This is a genomic window from Streptomyces sp. NBC_01410 (assembly GCF_045040195.1).
Classification (GTDB): domain Bacteria; phylum Actinomycetota; class Actinomycetes; order Streptomycetales; family Streptomycetaceae; genus Streptomyces.
The window spans coordinates 2,585,057-2,604,816 of the sequence record NZ_CP109530.1 but is presented as its reverse complement, the minus strand read 5'-3'; the positions used below and the strand labels follow the sequence as shown (position 1 = coordinate 2,604,816).

The window sequence follows — 19,760 nt, the reverse complement described above, 5'->3', positions numbered from 1 at the left end:
CCGCCTGCCGTGTGTCGGGTTCCCGGATGATATTCGGCGCCGACACGTTCCGTTCCCCACCCCTCCCCAAGGGGGGAGGGCGGGGGCTGACGCCCCCACACCCCAGGCCCTGCTTCGCGGCGCAGGCGTCCCAACCCCCAGGGGGCGAAGGGAAACGTGGGGGCCGGCGCCCCCACACCCCCGAAGCGTCCGCTTCGCGGCGCCTGCGTTTGCGGGCGGCCGGGGGGACCGACGGCCGTCTCCCGCAAGGGGGCCGTGGAGCGGGTGGAGTCGGGACGTAGAGCGTGATTTGGGGCGCGGAGACGCCCGCGCCCCGCGGCAGACCGGAAACGCGCCGTAAATCATGCAGTCCCGGCTCTACCCCGGAGCGGACCCCGGACGGTCACCGACACGGCACCGGGCAACCCCGACCCCGCACCCCCCACCGCACCGGGCAACCACGACCCCGCGCCGGGCAACCACGACCCCCTCATCCCCGCCCGATGTACGGCATCCCCGTCGCCATCACCGTGGCGAACTGCACGTTCGCCTCCAGCGGCAGTTCCGCCATGTGCCTCACCGTCCGCGCCACATCCCCCACGTCCATCACCGGCTCCACCACCACCTCCCCGTTCGCCTGCAGAATCCCCGCCCGCATCCGCTGCGTCATCTCCGTCGCCGCGTTCCCGATGTCGATCTGGCCGCACGCGATGGAGTACGCCCTCCCGTCCAGCGACAGCGACTTCGTCAGGCCCGTCATCGCGTGCTTCGTCGACGTGTACGGCGCCGAATGCGGGCGCGGCACATGCGCCGAGATCGAGCCGTTGTTGATGATCCGGCCGCCCTGCGGTGACTGGTCCTTCATCATGCGGAACGCCGCCTGCGCGCACAGGAACGCGCCGGTCAGATTGACGTCCACCACCGCGCGCCAGTCCTCGTAGGAGATGTCCTCGAAGGGGACCCGTGGGCCGGACGTGCCTGCGTTGTTGAACAGCAGGCCAACACGGCCGTGGCGTTCGTGCGCGGTCGCAAACAGCGTGGTGACATCCGCCGGTGACGTCACATCAGTGGGGACACACAGGACATCCCCGCCCGCCAGCGAGGCCGTTTCCTCCAGGGACTCCGCCCGCCGGCCTGCCAGGACCACCGACCAGCCCGCCTCCGCCAGCGCCAGCGCCACGCTCCGGCCGATGCCCGAGCCCGCTCCCGTCACTACCGCAATCTTCGCAACAGCGTTCATGCACACGCAGCGTAGTCGCCTACTTGTACGTGGAACTCATCCGACCGACATACGGATGTTGTGTACTCGACAACACAGGGTCGTCGGCCCCTACTCCAATGCGAAAGGACAACACACGTCAGGGGAGGGGCACATGACACCCGCACCGCACGCACCCGAGCTCCGGGCCGCCGCCCGGCACATCGGCCGTCGCAGGTTTCTCACCGTCACCGGTGCTGCCGCCGCACTCGCGTTCGCCGTCAATCTGCCCGGCACGGCCCACGCCGCCGAACTCGACGCCAAGAAGATCACCGAGGATCCCTTCACCCTCGGCGTCGCCTCCGGAGACCCGCAGCCCGGTTCCGTACTGCTGTGGACACGGCTCGCGACCCGTCCGTACGAGCCCGACAGCGGTCTGCCCCGCTCCAGGGTCACGCTGCGCTGGGAGCTCGCCCACGACTCCCGCTTCACCCGTGTCGCCCGGCGCGGATCCGTCACCGCCCACCCGGAGTTCCACCACAGCGTCCATGTCGCGGTCTCCGGCCTCGACTACGACCGCCCCTACTACTACCGCTTCCGCGCGGGGAGCTGGATCAGCCCGACCGGCCGCACCCGCACCGCGCCCGCCCGGTCCGCGCGGATCGGTGAGCTGAAGCTCGCCGCCGTCTCCTGCCAGGCGTACCACGACGGCTACTTCACCGCGTACAAGCACCTCGCCGAACAGGAACTCGACGTCGTCTTCCACCTCGGCGACTACCTCTACGAGTACGCCGTCAACGCCGTCGGCGGCGCCCGCAACTACACCGACCGCCGCCTGCCCGCCCACTTCAACCGGGAGACCGTCACCCTGGAGGACTACCGGCTGCGCTACGGCCTCTACAAGTCGGACCCCGACCTCAAGGCCGCGCACGCCGCGCACCCCTTCGTCGTCACCTGGGACGACCACGAGACCGAGAACAACTACGCGGGCGACATCCCCGAGAACGGCACCCCGCCGGAGGAGTTCCTGCTGCGCAGGGCCGCCGCCTACCGCGCGTACTTCGAGAACCAGCCGCTGCGCAGGCCCCAGCAGCCCGAGGGCCCCGACATGCGGCTGTACCGAAGGCTGCGCTTCGGGCGGCTCGCACAGTTCGACATCCTCGACACCCGTCAGTACCGCTCGGACCAGGCGTACGGCGACGGCTGGCAGGTCCCGGGCCCGGAGTCCGAGAATCCGGCGCGTACGCTCACCGGCGCCGCGCAGGAACGGTGGCTGCTCGACGGCTGGCAGAGCTCCCGTGCCCTGTGGAACGTCGTCCCGCAGCAGGTCACCTTCGCTCAGCGGCGCAGTGTCCCCACCGGGACCTACAAGTTCAGCATGGACGCCTGGGACGGCTACCCCGCGTCCCGCGACCGGGTCCTCGCGGGCGCCGAGGCAGCCGGTATCGAGAATCTGATGGTCCTCACCGGTGACGTCCACGTCGGCTACGGCTTCGACCTGAAGAAGGACTTCGACGATCCCGCGTCCCGCACCGTGGGGACCGAGCTGGTCGCCACCTCCGTCAGCAGCGGAAAGGACGGCGTCGACAAGCCCGGCAACTGGGACAACCTCACCCAGGCCAACCCGCACATGAAGTTCTACAACGGCCGGCGGGGCTATGTGACCGTGACGCTCGGCGAGCAGCAGGCGCGCGCCGACTTCCGGGCGGTCGGGGCGGTCACCACGCCGGGCGCTCCGATCACCACGGCCGCGTCCTTCGTGACGGAGGCGGGCGACCCGGGCCTCAAGCCCGTCTAGGGCGTCTCGAAAGGGTCTCGACCACTGCTGCGGAGCTGAGAGCATAGGGAAGGATTCAACGACATGGAGACGTGATGCCGAAGCCGGACAGCGGCCAGGGAAGTACAGAAGGACACATACCGGCCGCCGCCCCGGCTTCCGCATCCGCCACGGCTTCCGCCACGGGACCCGCACCCGCACCCGCACCGGCATCCGTCACAGCAGCGCGCCGCGTCGGCCTGCTGGTCACGCTCGTCCTCGGCGGTCTCACCGCACTGCCGCCGCTCTCCATGGACATGTACCTCCCGGCGCTGCCCGCGGTCACCCGCTCCCTCGGCGCGCCCGCCGCCACCGTCCAGCTCACGCTGACGGCCTGCCTTGCGGGCATGGCGCTCGGGCAGCTCGTCGTCGGCCCCATGAGCGACAAGTGGGGCCGACGCCGTCCGCTGCTCGTCGGGATGATCGTGTACGTCGCGGCCACCGCGGTCTGCGCGCTCGCCCCCACCGTCGACCTGCTGATCGGCTTCCGGCTGCTGCAAGGACTCGCCGGTGCCGCGGGCATCGTCATCGCCCGCGCCGTGGTCCGGGATCTGTACGACGGCGTGGAGATGGCCCGCTTCTTCTCCACCCTGATGCTGATATCCGGCGTCGCCCCGATCATCGCGCCGCTGATCGGCGGCCAGGTGCTGCGGATCACCGACTGGCGCGGCATCTTCGTCGTCCTGACCGCCGTGGGCATCCTGCTCACGCTGGTGGTGGCGAAGTGGCTGCACGAGACCCTGCCGCCCGAGCGGCGGCACGGCGGCGGCGTCGGCGATGCCCTGCGCACCATGCGCGGGCTGCTCGCCGACCGGGTCTTCACCGGCTACACGCTCACCGGCGGGCTCGCCTTCGCCACACTCTTCGCGTACATCTCCGCCTCGCCGTTCGTGGTCCAGGAGATCTACGGCGCGTCCCCGCAGACCTTCAGCCTGCTCTTCGGCGTCAACTCCGTCGGCCTGATCACGCTCGGCCAGATCAACGGCAAGGTGCTCGTGGGCCGGGTCAGCCTGGACAAGGCGCTGGGCTTCGGCCTGGGCGTGGTCATGCTCGCAGCCACCGCGCTGCTGCTGATGACCTCGGGGGTCTTCGGCAGGGTCGGCCTGTTGCCCGTCGCGGTGGGCCTGTTCGTCCTGATGTCGGCGATGGGCCTCGTGATGCCCAACACCAACGCCCTTGCCCTGCTGCGCACCCCGCACGCCGCCGGCTCGGCGTCCGCGCTGATCGGCACGTCCGCGTTCCTCATCGGGGCGATCGCCTCACCGCTGGTCGGGATCGCGGGCGAGCAGACGGCCGTCCCGATGGCGGTGGTCCAACTGACCTGCGCGCTGGGCGCGCTGGGCTGCTTCCTGGGGCTGTGCCGCCCCTGGCAGCGCCGGGCCGAAGCGGTCTGAGACCTGCGCCTACTGGTCCTTGCGCGGGTACCCGATCAGATGCAGCCGGTCCTTCGCGTCCGTCCAGCTGAAGATCCCGACGCCCGCGGCCTCCGCGGCAGGCAGCCGGACATTGGGGGACAGCGCCTGGGGCGCGGCGCCGGCCAGATCGAGCTCGATCGGGTTCCCGCCGCCGGCCAGCGCGTCCGCCGCGCTGAGCGCGCTGGTCGCTCCGTACGCCGTGCCCGAGTCCGTCACCGACGTGAGCGTCAGCGGCTTGGAGCCGTCCGACTCCTCGAAGCAGTGCGCCGTACGCCGCTCCAGGTCGAAGGCCAGGTTCCCGGCGACCAGATAGTCACCGCCGGGAGCGGGCACGGCCTGCGGATACTCGCCCGGTTCGATCGCGGGCTTGTGGCACCGCGCCTGGGCCAGCGGCTTCCCGGTCGCCGCGTCGTGCACCGCCCAGATGTCGTACGCGGCCGAGTCGTTGCCGTTCTTGCCGCCCCTCGCGGGCTGCCACTTGGCCAGTACGTAGCCGGGGACGATCGAGGTCGGCACGCCGGAAGCCGGGTCGGTACGGGCCGGGGCCACATCGCGGCTGGAGAAACCGCCGCGCACCCAGAACCCCGGATCCCCGCTCACCAGCAGGCCCTTCGCGGTCAGCGCGCGGACCTCGGTGAGCCGGCGGCAGCCCGTACAGCCCCTGGGGTGGCCGAGCGCGCTCTCCGGCACCCGGGCCACCTCGCCCGAGACCGGGTCGACCACCGCGGTCCGCGTACGGCCGTCGCTGATGAGGATGCCGGGGCCGGTGCCCGAGACCGTCGGCGCGGCGGGCCAGGGGACCTCGATCCGCTGGCGGTCTCCGTCGGCCACGTCGTACACATCCAGCGCGACAAAGGTGTCCGCCGACGTCAGCGCGTCCTCGCCCGCCTTGCCGAAGGACCAGGTCACGAAGTACTCGTGGCCGTCCTTGGCGACGGACAGCAGTCGCGGGAACCGCTCGTCCGAAGCGGGCGGATGCCAGGGCAGCCCCGTCCAGCCGGGCCTGCCCGTGGCGGCGTCGAGGGTGCGCAGCCGGAAGCTGTCGTCCTGGACCCGCTCCAGATAGCCGACGCGGCCGCTGCCCCGCGCGATCGCGTACTCCGGCAAGGCGTTGGTGATCTCCCAGCCCTGCCGGGTGTCGTACGCGGAGGGAACGGTGAGCCGGGTCAGCGGCGCCGCGCTGTGCCGGACCGGCTTGCGGGGTTTGTCGCCGCCCGCGCCGCCCTCGTCCGTGCCGCACATACTCAGCAGGAGCAGCAGGGCCAGTACGGTCACCCCGGCCACCAGGGCCAGGCGCACGACCCGCTGTCTCATGGTCCCCCCGTGAGCGGTGCAGCACGTTCCGTGTGCGGCGACGGCCGTCAGCGTAGCAACTGGCGCCGGGCTCCCAGGAGTTCGATTCCGTCCCCGTATCGTCCCGGTTCTGTGCCGCACGGGCCCCGGGGACCTGCCCCGCCTCGCGCGTCTAAAATTTCCCCGTGAACGCCACCCTCCCCACCGCGGAAGCCCTGCGCACCACCCTGGCCGCGCTTCTGGACGGGCTGCCGCCGAAGCAGGCCGCGCAGGCCGTCGACCGGCTGATCGCCAACTACCGGGGGACCACCCCGACCGACGCCCCGGTGCTGCGGGACCGCTCGGACGTCGCCGCGTACGCCGCGTACCGGATGCCCGCGACCTTCGAGGCGGTACGGTCCGCGCTCGCCGCGCTGCGGGCGGCTGCGCCCGAGTGGACTCCGGCGACGCACACCGACATCGGCGGCGGGACGGGCGCCGCGAGCTGGGCGGTTGCCGAGGCGTGGGAGGAGGACGCCCCGCGCACCACGGTCCTGGACTGGGCCGAGCCCGCGCTGGCGCTGGGGCGTGAACTGGCCGTCGCCTCGGGGGTTCCCGCGCTGCGGGCGGCCGAATGGCAGCGCTCGCGGATCAGCGCGGCGCTCCGTATAGAGAGCACTGATCTCGTCACGGTCTCGTACGTCCTCAAGGAGCTCACCGCGGAGGACCGCGACGCGGTCGTCACCGAGGCGGCCCGCGCCGCCCAGGCCGTGGTGATCGTCGAGCCCGGCACCCCCGACGGCTACGCCCGCGTCATCGAGGCCCGCGACCGCCTGATCGCCGCCGGACTCACCGTCGCGGCGCCCTGCCCCCACAGCGCCGCATGCCCCATCGAGCCGGGCGCGGACTGGTGCCACTTCGCGGCGAGGGTCAGCCGTTCCTCGCTCCACCGCCAGGTCAAGGGCGGCTCACTCCCATACGAGGACGAGAAGTTCAGCTATGTCGCCGCGGTGCGCTTCCCGGCGAACCCGGCCGCATCCCGCGTCACCCGCAAGCCCCAGATCCGCAAGGGCCTGGTCCTGCTCGACCTGTGCACGGACACGGAGGGGCTGCGCCGCGACACGGTGACCAAGCGCCACGGCGCGCTGTACAAATCGGCGCGTGACGCGTCGTGGGGCGACCCCTGGCCGCCCCACGACGAGTGAGCGTCCAGCGTCAGACTCCTGGCTCCTGACCGCGCAGCTCCTGCGTACAGCACTTCACGCTGCCGCCGCCCTTCAGCAGCTCGCTCAGGTCCATGCCGATCGGCTCGAACCCCCGGTCCCGCAACGGTTCGAACAGCCCCACCGCCGACTGCGGCAGCAGCACATGACGGCCGTCGCTCACCGCGTTCAGACCGAACTCCGCCGCGGCCTGCTCATCGGCGATCAGGGCGTCCGGGAAGAGCCGGGCCAGCACCGAACGGCTGCCCGCCGAGAACGCGTCCGGGTAGTACATGATCTCGTCGCCCGCGTCGTCCAGGACGCACAGCGCCGTGTCCAGGTGGTAGTACCGCGGGTCCACCAGATCGAGCCCGATGACCGGCCTGCCGAAGAACTCCTGTGCCTCGGCGTGCGAGAGCGGGCTCGAACGGAAGCCCCGCCCCGCGAGCAGATAGGACGCGGTGACGGCGAAGTCGCCCTCGCCCTCGTTGATGTGCGCGGGCTCGTGGATCTCGGCGAAACCATTCGCCCGGAACCAGTCGAGATGCGCGCCGGCCTCGGGCTCGCGCTCCGCGTGCGCGAAGCGGGCGCCGAGCACCCGCCCGTCGATCACGGTCGCGCCGTTCGCGGCGTAGACCATGTCGGGCAGTTCCTCCTGCGGCTCCAGCAGCTCGACGGTGTGGCCGAGCGAGCGGTAGCGGTCGCGCAGGTCCTCCCACTGGGCGAGGGCGAGCGGCAGGTCGACGGGCTTCGCCGGATCCATCCATGGGTTGATGGAGTACGTCACCTTGAAGTGCGCGGGTGGGCACATCAGGTAGCGCCGGGGTGTGGCGTCACGGGGCAATGAGGGCTCCTCGCGGTCGGGTGTGGCAACTGCCGCCCATGGTGAGGCCTGTGGGGCCCCTGTGATGTGCACCGATCGGGTGATTCATCGTCTTGTACGCGAGCTGCCGATCGCCGTACGCCCCTGCTTCATTCCCTCCCGGCTCCGCGCTCCGAGCCCTCCCGGAATATGCCGGAAGGGACCCCGGTCGGGGACCGTGGCCACCCGGGGAGCAGGATGGTGGGACCATGGCAGAGTCCGCGCAGGACGAGCGTGAGGTGTGAGGGGATAGATGGGCGACGGTATCGGCCGCTTCCGCGGCACGGAGAACAGGCTGTCCAGGGAGAGCCGGCTGCCCCAGTGGCTGCGCCGCCGCCCCAAGAACACCGACACCGACGACTCCCGCCGCGCGCCCCTGCTGCTGGCCGCCGCCGCCGTGGGACTGCCGCTCGCGCCCGCCGCGCACCCCGTCTCCTACCGCTGCTCCTGCGAACGCATCGGCTGCCCCACACCGGGCAGGCATCCCGTCTCCTTCGCCTGGCAGACGCAGTCGACGACCGACCGCGGCCAGATCGAGCGCTGGGCGAAAGGCCAGCCGGAAGCGAACTTCATCACCGCCACCGGCATGGTCCACGATGTGCTCGACGTACCGCTGGAGGCGGGCCGCAGCGCCCTGGAACGCCTCCTCGACCTGAACATCGAGGTCGGCCCGGTCGCCGAGGACGGCGAGGACCGGATGCTGTTCTTCACCGCCACCCGCGGCACCCCCGAGGACGAGGACGAGTGGTGGCCCTGCGAACTGGACTGCCATCCCGAGACGATGGACGAGCATCCCGGGCTGCGCTGGCACTGCCGCGGCAGCTATGTGCTCGTACCGCCCGCGCGGCTGCCCGGCGGCCTCGAGATGAAGTGGGTACGCGGCCTCGAGTATTCGCTGCCCGACCCGCTGACGCTGCTGGAGACGCTGACGGACGCGTGCGCGAAGTACGCGGGCGAGAACGAGTCGGTGGACCAGTCCGCGGTGGCCTGGCCCCTCGGCCGCTGACTCGGCCCGCAGGCGCGGTCGCGACGGGCCACAGGCGGGGCTAGGCGCTGTCCGGCCGATCCTGCCGGGCTCGCGTGCCCTGGCACGGCACCTCTCCCCCGTAGCCCTTCGGGCACGGGAGGTACCCCCACCGTTGTCGTAGTCGCCTACGCTCCGCGTGGGCTCGCCCCCTGCCTTCGGCGGGGGGACCCCCATCCTCCGGCCTGCGATGCTCCCCCGTAGCCCTTCGGGCACGGGAGGTGCCCCCATCGCCAGACCCCGCTCCCTGATTCGGCCTGATCGACCGGACAGGACCTAGGAACCCTTCGCCGCCGTCAGGCCGGTCAGGCGTCCGAGCACATCGACCTTGCCGCCGCCCGCGCCGCCCGCCGGAACCGTCACCGCCTGGCTGGAGATCCGCTCCTTGGTGAGCGTGGACTTCACCTCACCCGTCAGCAGCGCCTTCACGTCCGGGACGACCTGCAGCCGTACGCCCTTCGCGGCGATCTGCCGCTCGTAGTTGCGTACGGTGAAGAAGACCAGCGCGCCGCCGTCCCGCGTGACGAACCCGAGCGGCCCGAAGTCGTCGGAGTCCAGGGCCTGGTCGATGTACAGCGTCCTTATCCCCGGCAGGTTCTCTTCCTTCTTGCGTGACGCGCGCCACTCCGAGGTGTGCGGCCCGTCCTTGAAGTGCTCCGGCTTCCCGTTCTGCATGTACGAGGAGTACTCCTCGCTCAGATCGCGGGGAGCGACCGCGAGCGCCGCGCCGTCCGGGGCGACCGGCTCGGCAAAGCCGTCCTCGTCGGTCTTCAGCGCCGGAATCGCGGCGGGCCGCAGGATCGTCAGATACGCCGCCTGCCAGACGTCGTCCGGGCTGTCGCGCAGAAAGACCAGTACCCAGCGGTTGTCCTGACTGCCCTGGTCCTGGTCGCGGTTGGAGTCGACGTCGGCGAGGAAGAAGCGCGGCCAGCCGGCCTTCTTCGGGATGGTGAACTTCGCGTCGCTCAGCTCCAGCGGCACATGCTGGGGGTTGCCGTCGGGGTAGTTGACGCTGCGTGCCTTGAGACCGGCCTGGTTTATCGCGCCGAGCGCACCGGTGACACGGTCCGCGTCCAGAGCGGGGTCATAGGCCTTGTCGGCGTTGTTGTACGCGTCGGTGAAGTCCTGGAGCGCCTGCGCGGCCTCAGCCTTCGTCGCCGACGGGACGACTTCCAGCTCCCCGTGCACCGTCACGCACCCGCTCGCCGTCAGGGACAGCACTGTCATCGCCGTCAGCCCCGTCGCCGCCAGACGCAGCCTTCCCACCCGAATCGGCCTTCTCATCGGTTGCCTTCTGCTCCTTGACCCCCACTGACCGTCCGAACCCTACCGGGGCCAGGAACAGGCCGAGCGTCGGGATCAGATAGAGCACCCACACCGTGACCTGGAGGACGGTCGGGTCGGGCTGGAAGTTGAACACGCCCTTCAGCAGCGTGCCGTACCAACTGTCCGGCGGGATCGTCGTCGTGATGTTAAAGGCCTTGTCCGCAAGACCGCCCAGGAAGCGGGCCTCCTGAAGGTCGTGGACGCCGTACGCGAGAACACCCGCCGCCACGACCACCAGCATGCCGCCGGTCCAGGTGAAGAACTTGGCGAGGTTGATCCGCAGCGCGCCCCGGTAGAACAGCCAGCCCAGCACGACCGCGGTGGCGATGCCGAGCAGCACGCCGACCAGCGGCGCCTGCGTACCGTCCCCGTCGGTGGCAGCCCTGACCGACGCCCAGACGAACAGCGCCGTCTCCAGGCCCTCGCGGCCCACCGCGAGGAACGCGGTGGCGACCAGCGCGGCGGTGCCCATCTGCAGCGCGGCGTCCAGCCTGCCGTGCAGCTCGGCCTTCAGATGCCGCGCGGTGCGCCGCATCCAGAACACCATCCAGGTCACCAGGCAGACCGCGACGATCGACAGCGAGCCGCCGAGCAGCTCCTGCGCCTCGAACGTCAGCTCCTGCGAGCCGTATTCGAGCGCGAAGCCGAAGCCGAGCGAGAGGGCGATCGCGACCCCGATGCCCATCCAGATCGGACGGAGCGCATCACGGCGATCCGTCTTCACCAGATACGCGATCAGGATGCAGACGACCAGACTGGCCTCCAGGCCCTCGCGCAGGCCGATCAGATAGTTGCCGAACACGTCGGGTCCCTTCAGGTCAGGAGAACAGCGCCCGGCCCCACCAGTCGTCCTTGTCGCGGACGCCCGGCGGGACGGCGAACAGCGCCGAACCCACGTGCTGGATGTACTCGTTGAGGACGTCGCTCCCCGCGAGACTGCGCTGCACAGGGATGAAGCCCTTGTGGACGTCGCGCTGGTAGGCGAGGAAGAACAGCCCGGCGTCCAAGCGGCCCAGACCGTCCGTACCGTCGGTGAAGGAGTAGCCGCGGCGCAGGATCTTCGCGCCGCCGTTGGTGTCCGGGTGCGCGAGCCGCACATGCGCGGTCGGCAGCATCGCCTTCAGGAACGGCTCGTCGCGCTCCTTGGCCTTGCCGACCGGCGCGCCCTCGCCCTTGTCCCGGCCGAAGATGTCTTCCTGCTCCTTGAGCGGCGTACGGTCCCAGGTCTCGATGTTCATCCGGATCCGGCGCGCGACGAGATACGAGCCGCCCGTCAGCCAGCCCGAACCCTCCTTCTCGGAGACCCAGACGTGCTTGTCGAGCGCGGCCTTGTCCGTACCGGCGATGTTCCGGGTGCCGTCCTTGAAGCCCATCATGTTGCGCGGGGTCTGCGCCTCGGGCGTCGTCGACGAGGTCTTGCCGAAGCCCAGCTGCGACCAGCGGACCGCGACCTTGCCGAAGCCGATCCGGGCGAGGTTGCGGATCGCGTGCACGGCGACCTGCGGGTCGTCCGCGCAGGCCTGCACACAGATGTCGCCGTCGCTGCGCGCCGGGTCGAGATTGTCGCCGGGGAACACCGGCAGCTCCACCAGGGCCGCCGGGCGCTTGCCCTCCAGGCCGAAGCGGCCCTTGGCGAACAGGGACGGGCCGAAGCCGATGGTGAGCGTGAGGCGGGACGGCTTGAGACCGAGGGCCTCGCCGGTGTCGTCCGGCGGCGCCTCGTCGAGGCCGCCGAACGCGCCCTCGCCGACGGCCTGTCCTGCCGTCATCCGCTCCGCCGCCCGGGTCCAGTCCTTGAGCAGCTGGACCAGCTCGGCACGGTCCTTCGTCTTCACGTCGAAGGCCGCGAAGTGCAGCCGGTCCTGTACGGCGGTGGCGATACCCGCCTGGTGCGCGCCGTGGAAGGGCACCGCCGCGCCGCTCTCGGCGGCGGGCACGGCCGTGTCCTCGCGGGTCATGGCGACAGCGGCGCCGCCTGCCGCGGCGGCGCCGAGCGCGAGCCCCGCACCGCCCCAGCCGATCAGCGAACGACGGCTCGGGGCCTGGCTGTTGGTGGTCTCCTCGGACATCTGTGGTCCCCCCTTACTTCACGACGGCGGCGGCGAGCTTGGACAGGGGCTCGGCCAGCGCGTTGACACCGTCCGACAGTTCCTTGCGCTCCGCCTTGCCGACCTTGTCGTAGGAGGTGAACTCGTACGAGGCCGGGCTCTTGCGGTACTTGTCGAGCAGCTTGTTCAGCGCGGCGAACTGCTTGTCCAGCTCGGCGACGAGCTTCGGGTCGTTCTTCGACGCGACCGGCTTGAGCAGCTCGTACGACTTCTGCGCACCCTCGACGTTCGCCTTGAAGTCCACCAGGTCGGTGTGGCTGTAGCGCTCCTCCTCACCGGTGACCTTGCCGGTGGCGACCTCGTCGAGCAGCTCCTTGGCGCCGTTGGCCATGGAGGTCGGCGTGATCTCCGCCGTGCCGACCCGCTTCTGCCAGGCGGTCAGGTCGGTGATGAGGGTGGTGGCGAGGGTCTTCTCCGCGGCGCCGATCTTCTTGTCCTGCCACAGCGCCTTCTCCAGCGTGTGCCAGCCGGTCCACTTCTGGCCCTTCTCCAGGCCGTCCTCGCGGAGGTCCACCTTCGGGTCGATGTCACCGAAGGACTCGGCGACCGGCTCGGTGCGCTCCCAGCCGATACGGGAGTCGGCGTACGCCTTCTTCGCGGCCTCGATGTCGCCCGCCTTGACGGCGTCCGTGAAGACCTTGACCTTGGGCAGCGTCTCGTCGGCCTGGGCCTGCACATAGGTGCGGTACTCGGCGACGGCCTTGTCCATCTCGGGGCTGCGCTTGGCGGCCTTGCCGCCGGTGACGGTGACCTTCTGGCGGATGCCGTCGCCCTTCATGCCGGGCTTGCAGGCGATCTCGTAGTCGCCCGCCTTCACCTCGGCGGTGAGCTTCTGCTTGGTGCCGGGGCCGATGTTCTCGCGCTCGGAGACGATGCGGTCGTCGGGGAAGAGGAGGTAGACCTCGGTGACCTTGCTGCCCTTGTTCTCGATGGCCAGCTCGACATGGCCGGCCGGGAACTCCTTCTTCGACACCTCGCAGGAGTCGTCCTTCGCGGTGACCGACACGGCGCCGTCGGAACCCTTGGCGTCGCTCTTCTCGGAGCATCCCGTGACGGCGGTCAAAGCCGCCACGGTCGCGGCGGCGGTGACGACGGACAGACGGACGGGTCGCATACGGGCTCCACAGAGGACGAGTACGGGGTACGAGGGTGAGGCGGACCTAACTTAACCGAGGCTTACCTCACCGATACCCACCCGTCCAGTGATGTAGCTCTCACATGTGGGGTACGGACACGGCACCGTCACGACAGGGTCAAGCGAATGTCACACCCCCCTCCTCGGGACGACCAGCGGCGCACCGGTCCGCGGATGCGGCAGCACCTCGACCGGCTGCCGGTAGACCCGGCTGAGCATCTTGTCGTCCAGAACTGTCCCGGGGGGACCCTCGGCCGCGATCCGTCCGGCGTGCAGCACGGCGACCCGGTGCGCGTACGCGGCGGCCAGCCCGAGATCGTGCAGTACGACGACGACGGCGTCCCCGGCCGCGGCGCGCTCCCGGCAGACGCGGAGCACCAGCTCCTGGTGGCGCAGATCGAGCGCGGCGGTCGGCTCGTCGAGCAGCAACAGGGGTGCCCGCTGGGCGAGTACGCGGGCGAGGGCGACGCGGGCGCGCTCGCCGCCGGACAGTGCGGAGAAGGGCCGCGCCGCGAAGCCCGCCACCTCGGTGGCGGCCATCGCCTCGGCGACGGCCGCGTCGTCATGCTCCTCCAGGGCGGTACCGGCCCAGGGCGCGCGGCCCATCCGTACGACGTCCTCCACCGGGAAGGGGAAGGACAGGGTGGCCGACTGGGGCAACACGGCGCGGCGCAAGGCGAGTTCGGGTGCCGACAGCTCGGCGGCCGGGCGTCCCGCGATCCGCAGCTCGCCCCGCGCCGCGGGCAGATCCGCGGCGAGGGCGGCGAGCATCGTCGACTTCCCTGCGCCGTTGGGCCCCACCAGCGCGAGCACCTCGCCGGGGTGGGCGGCGAGATCGACACCGCCGAGCACCTCACGCTGCCCGAGCCGCACATGGAGGCCGCGCGCCTCGACGAGCGGGCTGCCTGGGGCGGGAGGAGCGGGCAGTTCGCGCCCGTGTGCGGCGAAGAGACGCTTGAGGGCCCTCATGCCCAACCCCCTTGCTTGCGACGGGTCCTGCGCAGCAGCAGGAAGAAGAACGGGCTGCCGAACAGTGCGGTGAGCACGCCGAGCGGAAGCTCCGCGGGCTCGGCGACGGTCCGCGCGGCGAGGTCGCCCGCGACCAGCATCAGCGCACCGCCGAGCGCGCTGCCCGGAATGAGATAACGGTGACCGGAGCCGTGCGCCATCCGCAGCAGATGCGGCACGAGCAGGCCGACGAAGGTGATGATCCCCGCCACGGCGACGGCGGCGGCGGTGAGCAGCGCGACGACGAGCACGAGGGCGATACGGAGCCGCTCGACGTCGACACCGAGGTGCCGGGCGGGTCGTTCGCCGAGGGCGAGCAGGTCCAGTTTGCGTGCGTAGAACGGCGCGACGGCGAGCCCGGCGACGGCGCACGGCAGTACGGCGAGCACCCTCGGCCAGGTCGACTGCGAGAGCGAGCCGAGCTGCCAGAAGGTGATCTGGGTGATCTGGGCGTTGTCCGCGAAGAAGATGAAAATCCCGATGAGGGCGCCGGCGAAGGCGTTCACGGCGATGCCGGTGAGGATGAGTGTGACGACCTCGGTCTTGCCGCCCGAACGGGACAGGGAGTACACGACGAGGACGGTCACCAGCCCGGCGACGAACGCGCAGGCGGTCACGGTCCAGTTCCCGAGAAAACTCAGCCCGAGCGCAACGGCCCCGACGGCGCCGACGGCCGCGCCGGAGGCGATCCCGATGATGGCGGGCTCGGCGAGCGGATTGCCGAAGACACCCTGCATCAGGGCCCCGGCACACCCGAGGGAGGCCCCGACGAGCAGCGCGAGCACGACGCGCGGCAGCCGGACATTCCACAGGACGCTCTCGCCGACACGATCGAGGGCGTGTCCGCCGAGCCCGACGCGGTGCTGGAGGGAGGAGACGACATCGCCGAGGGGGATGTCGTAGGCGCCGAGCCCGGCGGAGAGAAGGGAGAGGACGAGGAGGGAGAGTACGAGGGACCCGGTGAGGAGGTATGTCCTGCGTGGGACGGGCTTTTCGGCCGGTCCGGCGGAAGGGTCAGCCCCTTGGGGGGAACCTTCAGCCGCCGGTCCGGCGGAAATTTCAGCCCCGACGGCGGAGGATTCAGCCGGTCCGGCGGAACAATCAGCCTCGCCGGCGTTTGAGGCGCAGGAGGTTGGGGGTCCCCCCGGACGGAGTCTGGGGGAGGGCGGGGTGGGGAACAGGCCCGCCGCAGGCGCGGACTTGGACGCGGCGTCGGCCGGGTCCGCGGCGGCCACAGTGCGGGAAGTCCCGTTCGGCGCGGGCGGATTGGGCTCCGGGCTACCCGGCTCGGGGCGGCCCGGCGCCGCATCGCCCGCCACCGCACCGCCCCGCTCGGAGGCCGGAGGCCCAGGCACCGCCCGGGCCTCCTCCGCAGACGTCGACGACATCCTCAGCTTCCGTTCGCGTAAAGCTGGTCGACCAGCGTCCGTAGCACCTGATCCGTCCGCGGCCCGTAGTTCAGGATCACCCCGTCGTCGACCGAGACGACCCTGCGGTCCATGCCCGCCGGCGTCTGCGCCACGCCCGGAATCTTGAGCAGCCCGTCGACGCCGCCCACCGACTCCAGCCCGTCCGCCATCACCAGAAGCGCGTCGGGCGCGGCCTTGGCCAGCGCCTCGCTGGTGATCGGCGTGAAGTCCTTCGTCAGGCCGGACTCCTTGCCCGCGTCCACCGCGCCCGCCGCCTCCAGCAGTGACGTCGCTCCCGATTCGGCGCCGCCGATCAGGTAGACGGACGCCGAGCCGCGGAGGTACAGGAACGCGACCCGCTGCTTCTTGCCTTCCTTCGGCTGCGGAATCTTCTTCTGGACCGCGTCGATACGGGTCTGCGTGCGCGTCTTCAGCTCGTCGCCCGCCGACGTGACGCCCAGCGCCGCCGCGACCGCGTCGATCCGCGGCCCCACGTCGGCGAGGCTCTTGCCCGGCTTGACCAGCACGACCGGGACGCCCGCGTCGCGTATCTGGCCGATGGCCTCGGCCGGGCCGGTCAGGGTCTCGGCGAGGACGACGGTCGGCTTCAGCGAGAGCACGCTCTCCGCCGAGACGTTGTGAGCGCGTGTCACCACGGGGAGTTTCTTGGCCTGTTCGAAGGTCGTCGCGTTGTCGCGGGCGACGACCTGTTTTCCGAAGCCGAGGGTGAAGACGGTCTCGCTCAGCGCCGGTGTCAGCGGCACGATCCGCTCGGTCGATGCGACAGTGACCTTTTTCCCGTCCGCCGATGTCACGGTGACCGGCACCTGTGGCTTCGGTGCCGCGGCCAGTGGCTCGACCCGGTCCGGTGCGGCGGCGGCCCGGGCCCCGGCCGGCTTCCCCTTCGTGGTCGGTCCGGCGTCGTCCGTACTGCCGCATCCACCGGCCGTCAGGGCGAGAGCGAGCACGGCAATCACCGCACCCGCAAGGCGAGTTGTGCGCACCGATGCACCTTCCTCTTGTTCGTTGTCTAACAGCGGTCGGCCGCAGTCTGCCATGGGGTGCCGTGCTGTCCAGTGGGCCTTCGCGTGGAGGGAGGTCTTTCGGCCCGAGTCACCGTCAGTTTAGGTTAGCCTTACCTAATCAACCAGGTCGTGAATCGCCGCGTTCGCGCAATCCGCCGTCACTGGCTTGAAGTGACTTGCTTCAATGTCGGGGTGAACCAACGCGACGTGCTCGACGTACTTCAGGTCTTCTGCGGCGCCGACGGCCGCCACGGCAACACCCTCGGTGTCGTCCGCGACCCCCGCGCCTTTCCCGACCGGGCGTCGCGGCAGGCTTTCGCCGCCGAGCTGGGCTTCAGTGAGACGGTGTTCGTCGACGACCCCGAGCGCGGCGTCGTCGACATCTACACCCCCGGCCTCCGGCTCCCCTTCGCCGGACATCCCCTCGTCGGCGCGGCCTGGCTGCTCGATCTGGAGGTGGTGAACCCTCCCGCGGGTGAGGTGTGGGTCAGCCAGGACGGGGAGTTCACCTGGATCACGGCGCGCGCCGAGTGGGCGCCGCCGCGCACGCTCCGGCAGTACGCCTCGGCCGCCGAGGTCGATGCGCTGGAGGTGCCGCCGGCCGGCGAGCGCAGCGAGATGGGGGTCCCCCCGGACGAAGTCTGGGGGAGGCTGTACGCGTGGGCGTGGGAGGACGAGGCCGCCGGCCGGGTCCGGGCGCGGGCCTTTCCCGGGCGGGGCGACGGTATCGACGAGGACGAGGCGACCGGCGCCGCCGCACTGCTGCTCACCGACCGGCTGGGGCGGGCGCTGAACATCACGCAGGGCCGGGGTTCGCAGATCCTCACCGCCCCCGGCCCCGACGGCACGATCGAGATCGGTGGCCGCGTACGCCTCGCGGCACCCGTTCCCGCTATGCGCTGAGCGGGAACTCCGCTCCGAGCTCCCGGAACACCGCGCCGTTGTAGTCGAACGCCTTCTTGCACTCGTCGACGATCCGCTGTTTCTCCAGATCGTCCGCGTTCACCGCGTCCAGCAGCTCGCGGTAACTCCGCTTGAACGCCGCCGGGTTGGGGATCTGCTCGAAGACGTAGAACCGCACCCCGTCGCCCTTGCGGGTGAAGCCCCAGGTCTTCTCCGCCTTGTCGCGGATGATCTGGCCGCCGGAGAGATCCCCGAGGTAGCGGGTGTAGTGGTGCGCAACGTAGCCCGCGGGCCAGTCGCGCGCACACTGCGCGACCCGCTCGGCGTACGCGACGGTGGCGGGCAGCGGCGCGAGCTCATCGCGCCAGTCCGCGCCCCTCAGGTGCGCCAGATCTCGCTCCAGCTCGGCCGTACGCATCAGCTCCGGCCGGATGAAGGGCCCCGCGACCGGGTCGTCCCTGAGCGACTCGGCGCCATCCTCCAGCGCCCGGTACACGAACCACAGCTGCTCGGTGTAGCGCGCGTACGCCGTCATGCCCAGCCGGCCGCCGAGCAGGTCGCTCATGAAGGTCGAGGTCTCCGCCTCGGTGTGCTGCTCGTGCGAGGCGACACGGATGACCGTCGAGAAGGGCGTACCGGACGTTGTGGTGGCGTCCACGGCGGGCCTCCAGGGACCGATGGTGACGGGAAAGGAAGCGATGGCGGCGCTGGGGCTTGCCGCGACCGGCCTTCCTACTTAGGCTTACCTAAGTCGATGTGTTCCCGACGTCCTGTCGGTAAAAACCCTACTCCTCGAAGCGATCACGGCAACGTGAGAATTTCGGCCCCGTTTTCGGTCACCACCAGCGTGTGCTCGAACTGGGCCGTCCGCTTCCGGTCCTTGGTCACCACGGTCCAGCCGTCGTCCCACATGTCGTACTCGTGCGTGCCCAGCGTGAGCATCGGCTCGATGGTGAAGGTCATGCCCGGCTGGATGACTGTGGTCGCGTGCGCCGCGTCGTAGTGCGGGATGATCAGCCCGGAGTGGAACGACGAGTTGATCCCGTGCCCGGTGAAGTCGCGGACCACGCCGTAGCCGAAGCGCTTGGCGTACGACTCGATGACCCGCCCGATGACATTGACCTGGCGGCCCGGCTTGACCGCCTTGATGGCCCGGTTGAGGGACTCCCGGGTCCGCTCGACGAGCAGGCGCGACTCCTCGTCGACGTCGCCGCAGAGGTAGGTGGCGTTGTTGTCGCCGTGCACGCCGTTGATGTACGCGGTGACGTCGAGGTTCACGATGTCGCCGTCGCGCAGGACGGTCGAGTCCGGAATCCCGTGACAGATGACCTCGTTGATCGAGGAGCACAGGGACTTGGGGAAGCCGCGGTAGCCGAGGGTGGAGGGGTACGCGCCGTGGTCGCACATGAACTCGTGCGCGACCCGGTCCAGTTCGTCCGTGGTCACGCCGGGCGAGATGTGCTTGGCGGCCTCCTCCATCGCCTGCGCGGCGATACGGCCGGCGATGCGCATCCGCTCGACGGTGTCGGAGTCCTGGACCTCCGGCCCGGTGTACGGCGTCGGCGCGGGCTTCCCGACGTACTCGGGGCGCCGGATGTTTCCGGGGACGGATCGGATGGGAGAGAGCTCCCCTGGTACGAGCAGCGACTGGCCAGACATGCCAGCGAGTCTAACCAGGACGTGTGGGGCAGCATGGCGGGAGAGGAAGGAGCCCACGATGGCCCTGTTCAAGAAGCGCACGGTCGGAAAACCGGGCGAGTGGTACTACTGCCTGGAGCACAAGAAGGTCGAAGAGGGCCCGGAGTGCCCGGCGAAGGACCGCTTCGGCCCGTACGCGACGCGCGGGGAGGCGGAGCAGGCGATGGAGACGGCGCGGGAGCGGAATCTGGAGTGGGAGACGGATCCGCGGTGGCACGACGGGGCGGGCAGGGGTGAGGACGACTCGGCGTAGCGGTGCGGGTGCGGTGCCGCTGCGCGGGGCTTCACCCCACCCCGCCCTCCCCCAGACTCCGTCCGGGGGGACCCCCAACCTCCGCGCGCCTCAAACGCCGGCGGGGCTGGATTGTGCGGCGCGGCCG

18 protein-coding genes are annotated in these 19,760 nt (G+C 70.7%); 6 read left to right on the top strand and 12 right to left on the bottom strand.

The features are described 5' to 3' along the window. Window positions 1–469 precede the first annotated feature (469 nt). Window positions 470–1,219, bottom strand: a complete 750-nt coding sequence (locus tag OG741_RS11975; protein WP_266477033.1) for an SDR family oxidoreductase — start codon at window positions 1,217–1,219, stop codon at window positions 470–472. Between the two features lie 133 nt (window positions 1,220–1,352). Between OG741_RS11975 and OG741_RS11970 the strand changes: the two genes are divergently transcribed. Continuing rightward, a complete protein-coding gene (locus tag OG741_RS11970) occupies window positions 1,353–2,975 on the top strand; it encodes an alkaline phosphatase D family protein (protein ID WP_405596851.1) in 1,623 nt (540 codons plus the stop codon). A gap of 74 nt (window positions 2,976–3,049) precedes the next feature. Then, entirely contained in the window at window positions 3,050–4,387 is a 1,338-nt protein-coding gene (locus OG741_RS11965) for a Bcr/CflA family multidrug efflux MFS transporter (RefSeq protein ID WP_405596850.1), read from the top strand. Window positions 4,388–4,396: 9 nt separating this feature from the next. On the opposite strand, the gene OG741_RS11960 is transcribed toward OG741_RS11965, so the two are convergent. Next, window positions 4,397–5,722: a hypothetical protein gene (locus tag OG741_RS11960; protein ID WP_405596849.1), complete on the bottom strand. Its 1,326-nt coding sequence runs from the start codon at window positions 5,720–5,722 to the stop codon at window positions 4,397–4,399. A 164-nt stretch (window positions 5,723–5,886) separates the two neighbouring features. Between OG741_RS11960 and OG741_RS11955 the strand changes: the two genes are divergently transcribed. After that, window positions 5,887–6,885, top strand: coding sequence for a small ribosomal subunit Rsm22 family protein (locus tag OG741_RS11955; protein WP_405596847.1), 999 nt, complete (start codon window positions 5,887–5,889; stop codon window positions 6,883–6,885). A gap of 10 nt (window positions 6,886–6,895) precedes the next feature. Here the strand turns inward: OG741_RS11955 and ddaH are convergent, their stop codons facing one another. Beyond that, window positions 6,896–7,726, bottom strand: a complete 831-nt coding sequence (gene ddaH / locus OG741_RS11950) for a dimethylargininase (protein WP_405596846.1) — start codon at window positions 7,724–7,726, stop codon at window positions 6,896–6,898. Between the two features lie 271 nt (window positions 7,727–7,997). Between ddaH and OG741_RS11945 the strand changes: the two genes are divergently transcribed. Further along, entirely contained in the window at window positions 7,998–8,750 is a 753-nt protein-coding gene (locus OG741_RS11945; RefSeq protein WP_405596845.1) for a bifunctional DNA primase/polymerase, read from the top strand. A 294-nt stretch (window positions 8,751–9,044) separates the two neighbouring features. Here the strand turns inward: OG741_RS11945 and OG741_RS11940 are convergent, their stop codons facing one another. From OG741_RS11940 to OG741_RS11910, 7 genes are all read right to left on the bottom strand, one after another. After that, window positions 9,045–9,995, bottom strand: coding sequence for a hypothetical protein (locus OG741_RS11940; RefSeq protein WP_405605524.1), 951 nt, complete (start codon window positions 9,993–9,995; stop codon window positions 9,045–9,047). Next, a complete protein-coding gene (gene efeU / locus OG741_RS11935) occupies window positions 9,913–10,896 on the bottom strand; it encodes an iron uptake transporter permease EfeU (RefSeq protein ID WP_405596843.1) in 984 nt (327 codons plus the stop codon). The genes OG741_RS11940 and efeU overlap by 83 nt, the downstream gene beginning before the upstream one ends. A gap of 16 nt (window positions 10,897–10,912) precedes the next feature. Continuing rightward, entirely contained in the window at window positions 10,913–12,163 is a 1,251-nt protein-coding gene (gene efeB, locus OG741_RS11930) for an iron uptake transporter deferrochelatase/peroxidase subunit (protein WP_405596842.1), read from the bottom strand. A gap of 13 nt (window positions 12,164–12,176) precedes the next feature. Continuing rightward, window positions 12,177–13,316 carry an iron uptake system protein EfeO gene (efeO, locus tag OG741_RS11925; RefSeq protein WP_405596841.1) on the bottom strand — a complete coding sequence of 380 codons (1,140 nt, stop codon included), beginning with the start codon at window positions 13,314–13,316 and terminating at the stop codon, window positions 12,177–12,179. 150 nt (window positions 13,317–13,466) lie between these two features. Next, window positions 13,467–14,306: a heme ABC transporter ATP-binding protein gene (locus tag OG741_RS11920; protein WP_405596840.1), complete on the bottom strand. Its 840-nt coding sequence runs from the start codon at window positions 14,304–14,306 to the stop codon at window positions 13,467–13,469. Beyond that, a complete protein-coding gene (locus OG741_RS11915) occupies window positions 14,303–15,403 on the bottom strand; it encodes a FecCD family ABC transporter permease (RefSeq protein ID WP_405605522.1) in 1,101 nt (366 codons plus the stop codon). Before OG741_RS11915 ends, OG741_RS11920 begins: the two co-directional genes overlap by 4 nt. A gap of 332 nt (window positions 15,404–15,735) precedes the next feature. Then, a complete protein-coding gene (locus OG741_RS11910; protein WP_405596839.1) occupies window positions 15,736–16,812 on the bottom strand; it encodes a hemin ABC transporter substrate-binding protein in 1,077 nt (358 codons plus the stop codon). A gap of 159 nt (window positions 16,813–16,971) precedes the next feature. Between OG741_RS11910 and OG741_RS11905 the strand changes: the two genes are divergently transcribed. Further along, window positions 16,972–17,682, top strand: a complete 711-nt coding sequence (locus OG741_RS11905; RefSeq protein ID WP_405596837.1) for a PhzF family phenazine biosynthesis protein — start codon at window positions 16,972–16,974, stop codon at window positions 17,680–17,682. Here OG741_RS11905 and OG741_RS11900 read toward each other — a convergent pair. After that, entirely contained in the window at window positions 17,672–18,340 is a 669-nt protein-coding gene (locus OG741_RS11900; protein WP_405596835.1) for a heme oxygenase (biliverdin-producing), read from the bottom strand. The two genes, OG741_RS11905 and OG741_RS11900, sit on opposite strands and share 11 nt — an antisense overlap. 143 nt (window positions 18,341–18,483) lie before the next feature. After that, window positions 18,484–19,341 (bottom strand): type I methionyl aminopeptidase, encoded by an 858-nt coding sequence (gene map / locus OG741_RS11895; protein ID WP_405596833.1) that lies wholly within the window; start codon window positions 19,339–19,341, stop codon window positions 18,484–18,486. Window positions 19,342–19,399: 58 nt separating this feature from the next. Between map and OG741_RS11890 the strand changes: the two genes are divergently transcribed. Beyond that, complete coding sequence (locus OG741_RS11890) at window positions 19,400–19,633, top strand: hypothetical protein (protein WP_328678542.1); 234 nt, start codon at window positions 19,400–19,402, stop codon at window positions 19,631–19,633. The last annotated feature ends 127 nt before the right edge of the window (window positions 19,634–19,760 follow it).

What these genes read in the sequence shown, in the direction of transcription:
- OG741_RS11920 (WP_405596840.1), bottom strand. Translation starts at nt 14,306, where the DNA reads ATGAGGGCCCTCAAGCGTCTCTTCGCCGCACACGGGCGCGAACTGCCC.
- OG741_RS11965 (WP_405596850.1), top strand. Translation starts at nt 3,050, where the DNA reads ATGCCGAAGCCGGACAGCGGCCAGGGAAGTACAGAAGGACACATACCG.
- OG741_RS11975 (WP_266477033.1), bottom strand. Translation starts at nt 1,219, where the DNA reads ATGAACGCTGTTGCGAAGATTGCGGTAGTGACGGGAGCGGGCTCGGGC.
- OG741_RS11945 (WP_405596845.1), top strand. Translation starts at nt 7,998, where the DNA reads ATGGGCGACGGTATCGGCCGCTTCCGCGGCACGGAGAACAGGCTGTCC.
- map (WP_405596833.1), bottom strand. Translation starts at nt 19,341, where the DNA reads ATGTCTGGCCAGTCGCTGCTCGTACCAGGGGAGCTCTCTCCCATCCGA.
- OG741_RS11960 (WP_405596849.1), bottom strand. Translation starts at nt 5,722, where the DNA reads ATGAGACAGCGGGTCGTGCGCCTGGCCCTGGTGGCCGGGGTGACCGTA.
- OG741_RS11910 (WP_405596839.1), bottom strand. Translation starts at nt 16,812, where the DNA reads ATGGCAGACTGCGGCCGACCGCTGTTAGACAACGAACAAGAGGAAGGT.
- OG741_RS11940 (WP_405605524.1), bottom strand. Translation starts at nt 9,995, where the DNA reads ATGACAGTGCTGTCCCTGACGGCGAGCGGGTGCGTGACGGTGCACGGG.
- efeO (WP_405596841.1), bottom strand. Translation starts at nt 13,316, where the DNA reads ATGCGACCCGTCCGTCTGTCCGTCGTCACCGCCGCCGCGACCGTGGCG.
- OG741_RS11970 (WP_405596851.1), top strand. Translation starts at nt 1,353, where the DNA reads ATGACACCCGCACCGCACGCACCCGAGCTCCGGGCCGCCGCCCGGCAC.
- efeB (WP_405596842.1), bottom strand. Translation starts at nt 12,163, where the DNA reads ATGTCCGAGGAGACCACCAACAGCCAGGCCCCGAGCCGTCGTTCGCTG.
- OG741_RS11890 (WP_328678542.1), top strand. Translation starts at nt 19,400, where the DNA reads ATGGCCCTGTTCAAGAAGCGCACGGTCGGAAAACCGGGCGAGTGGTAC.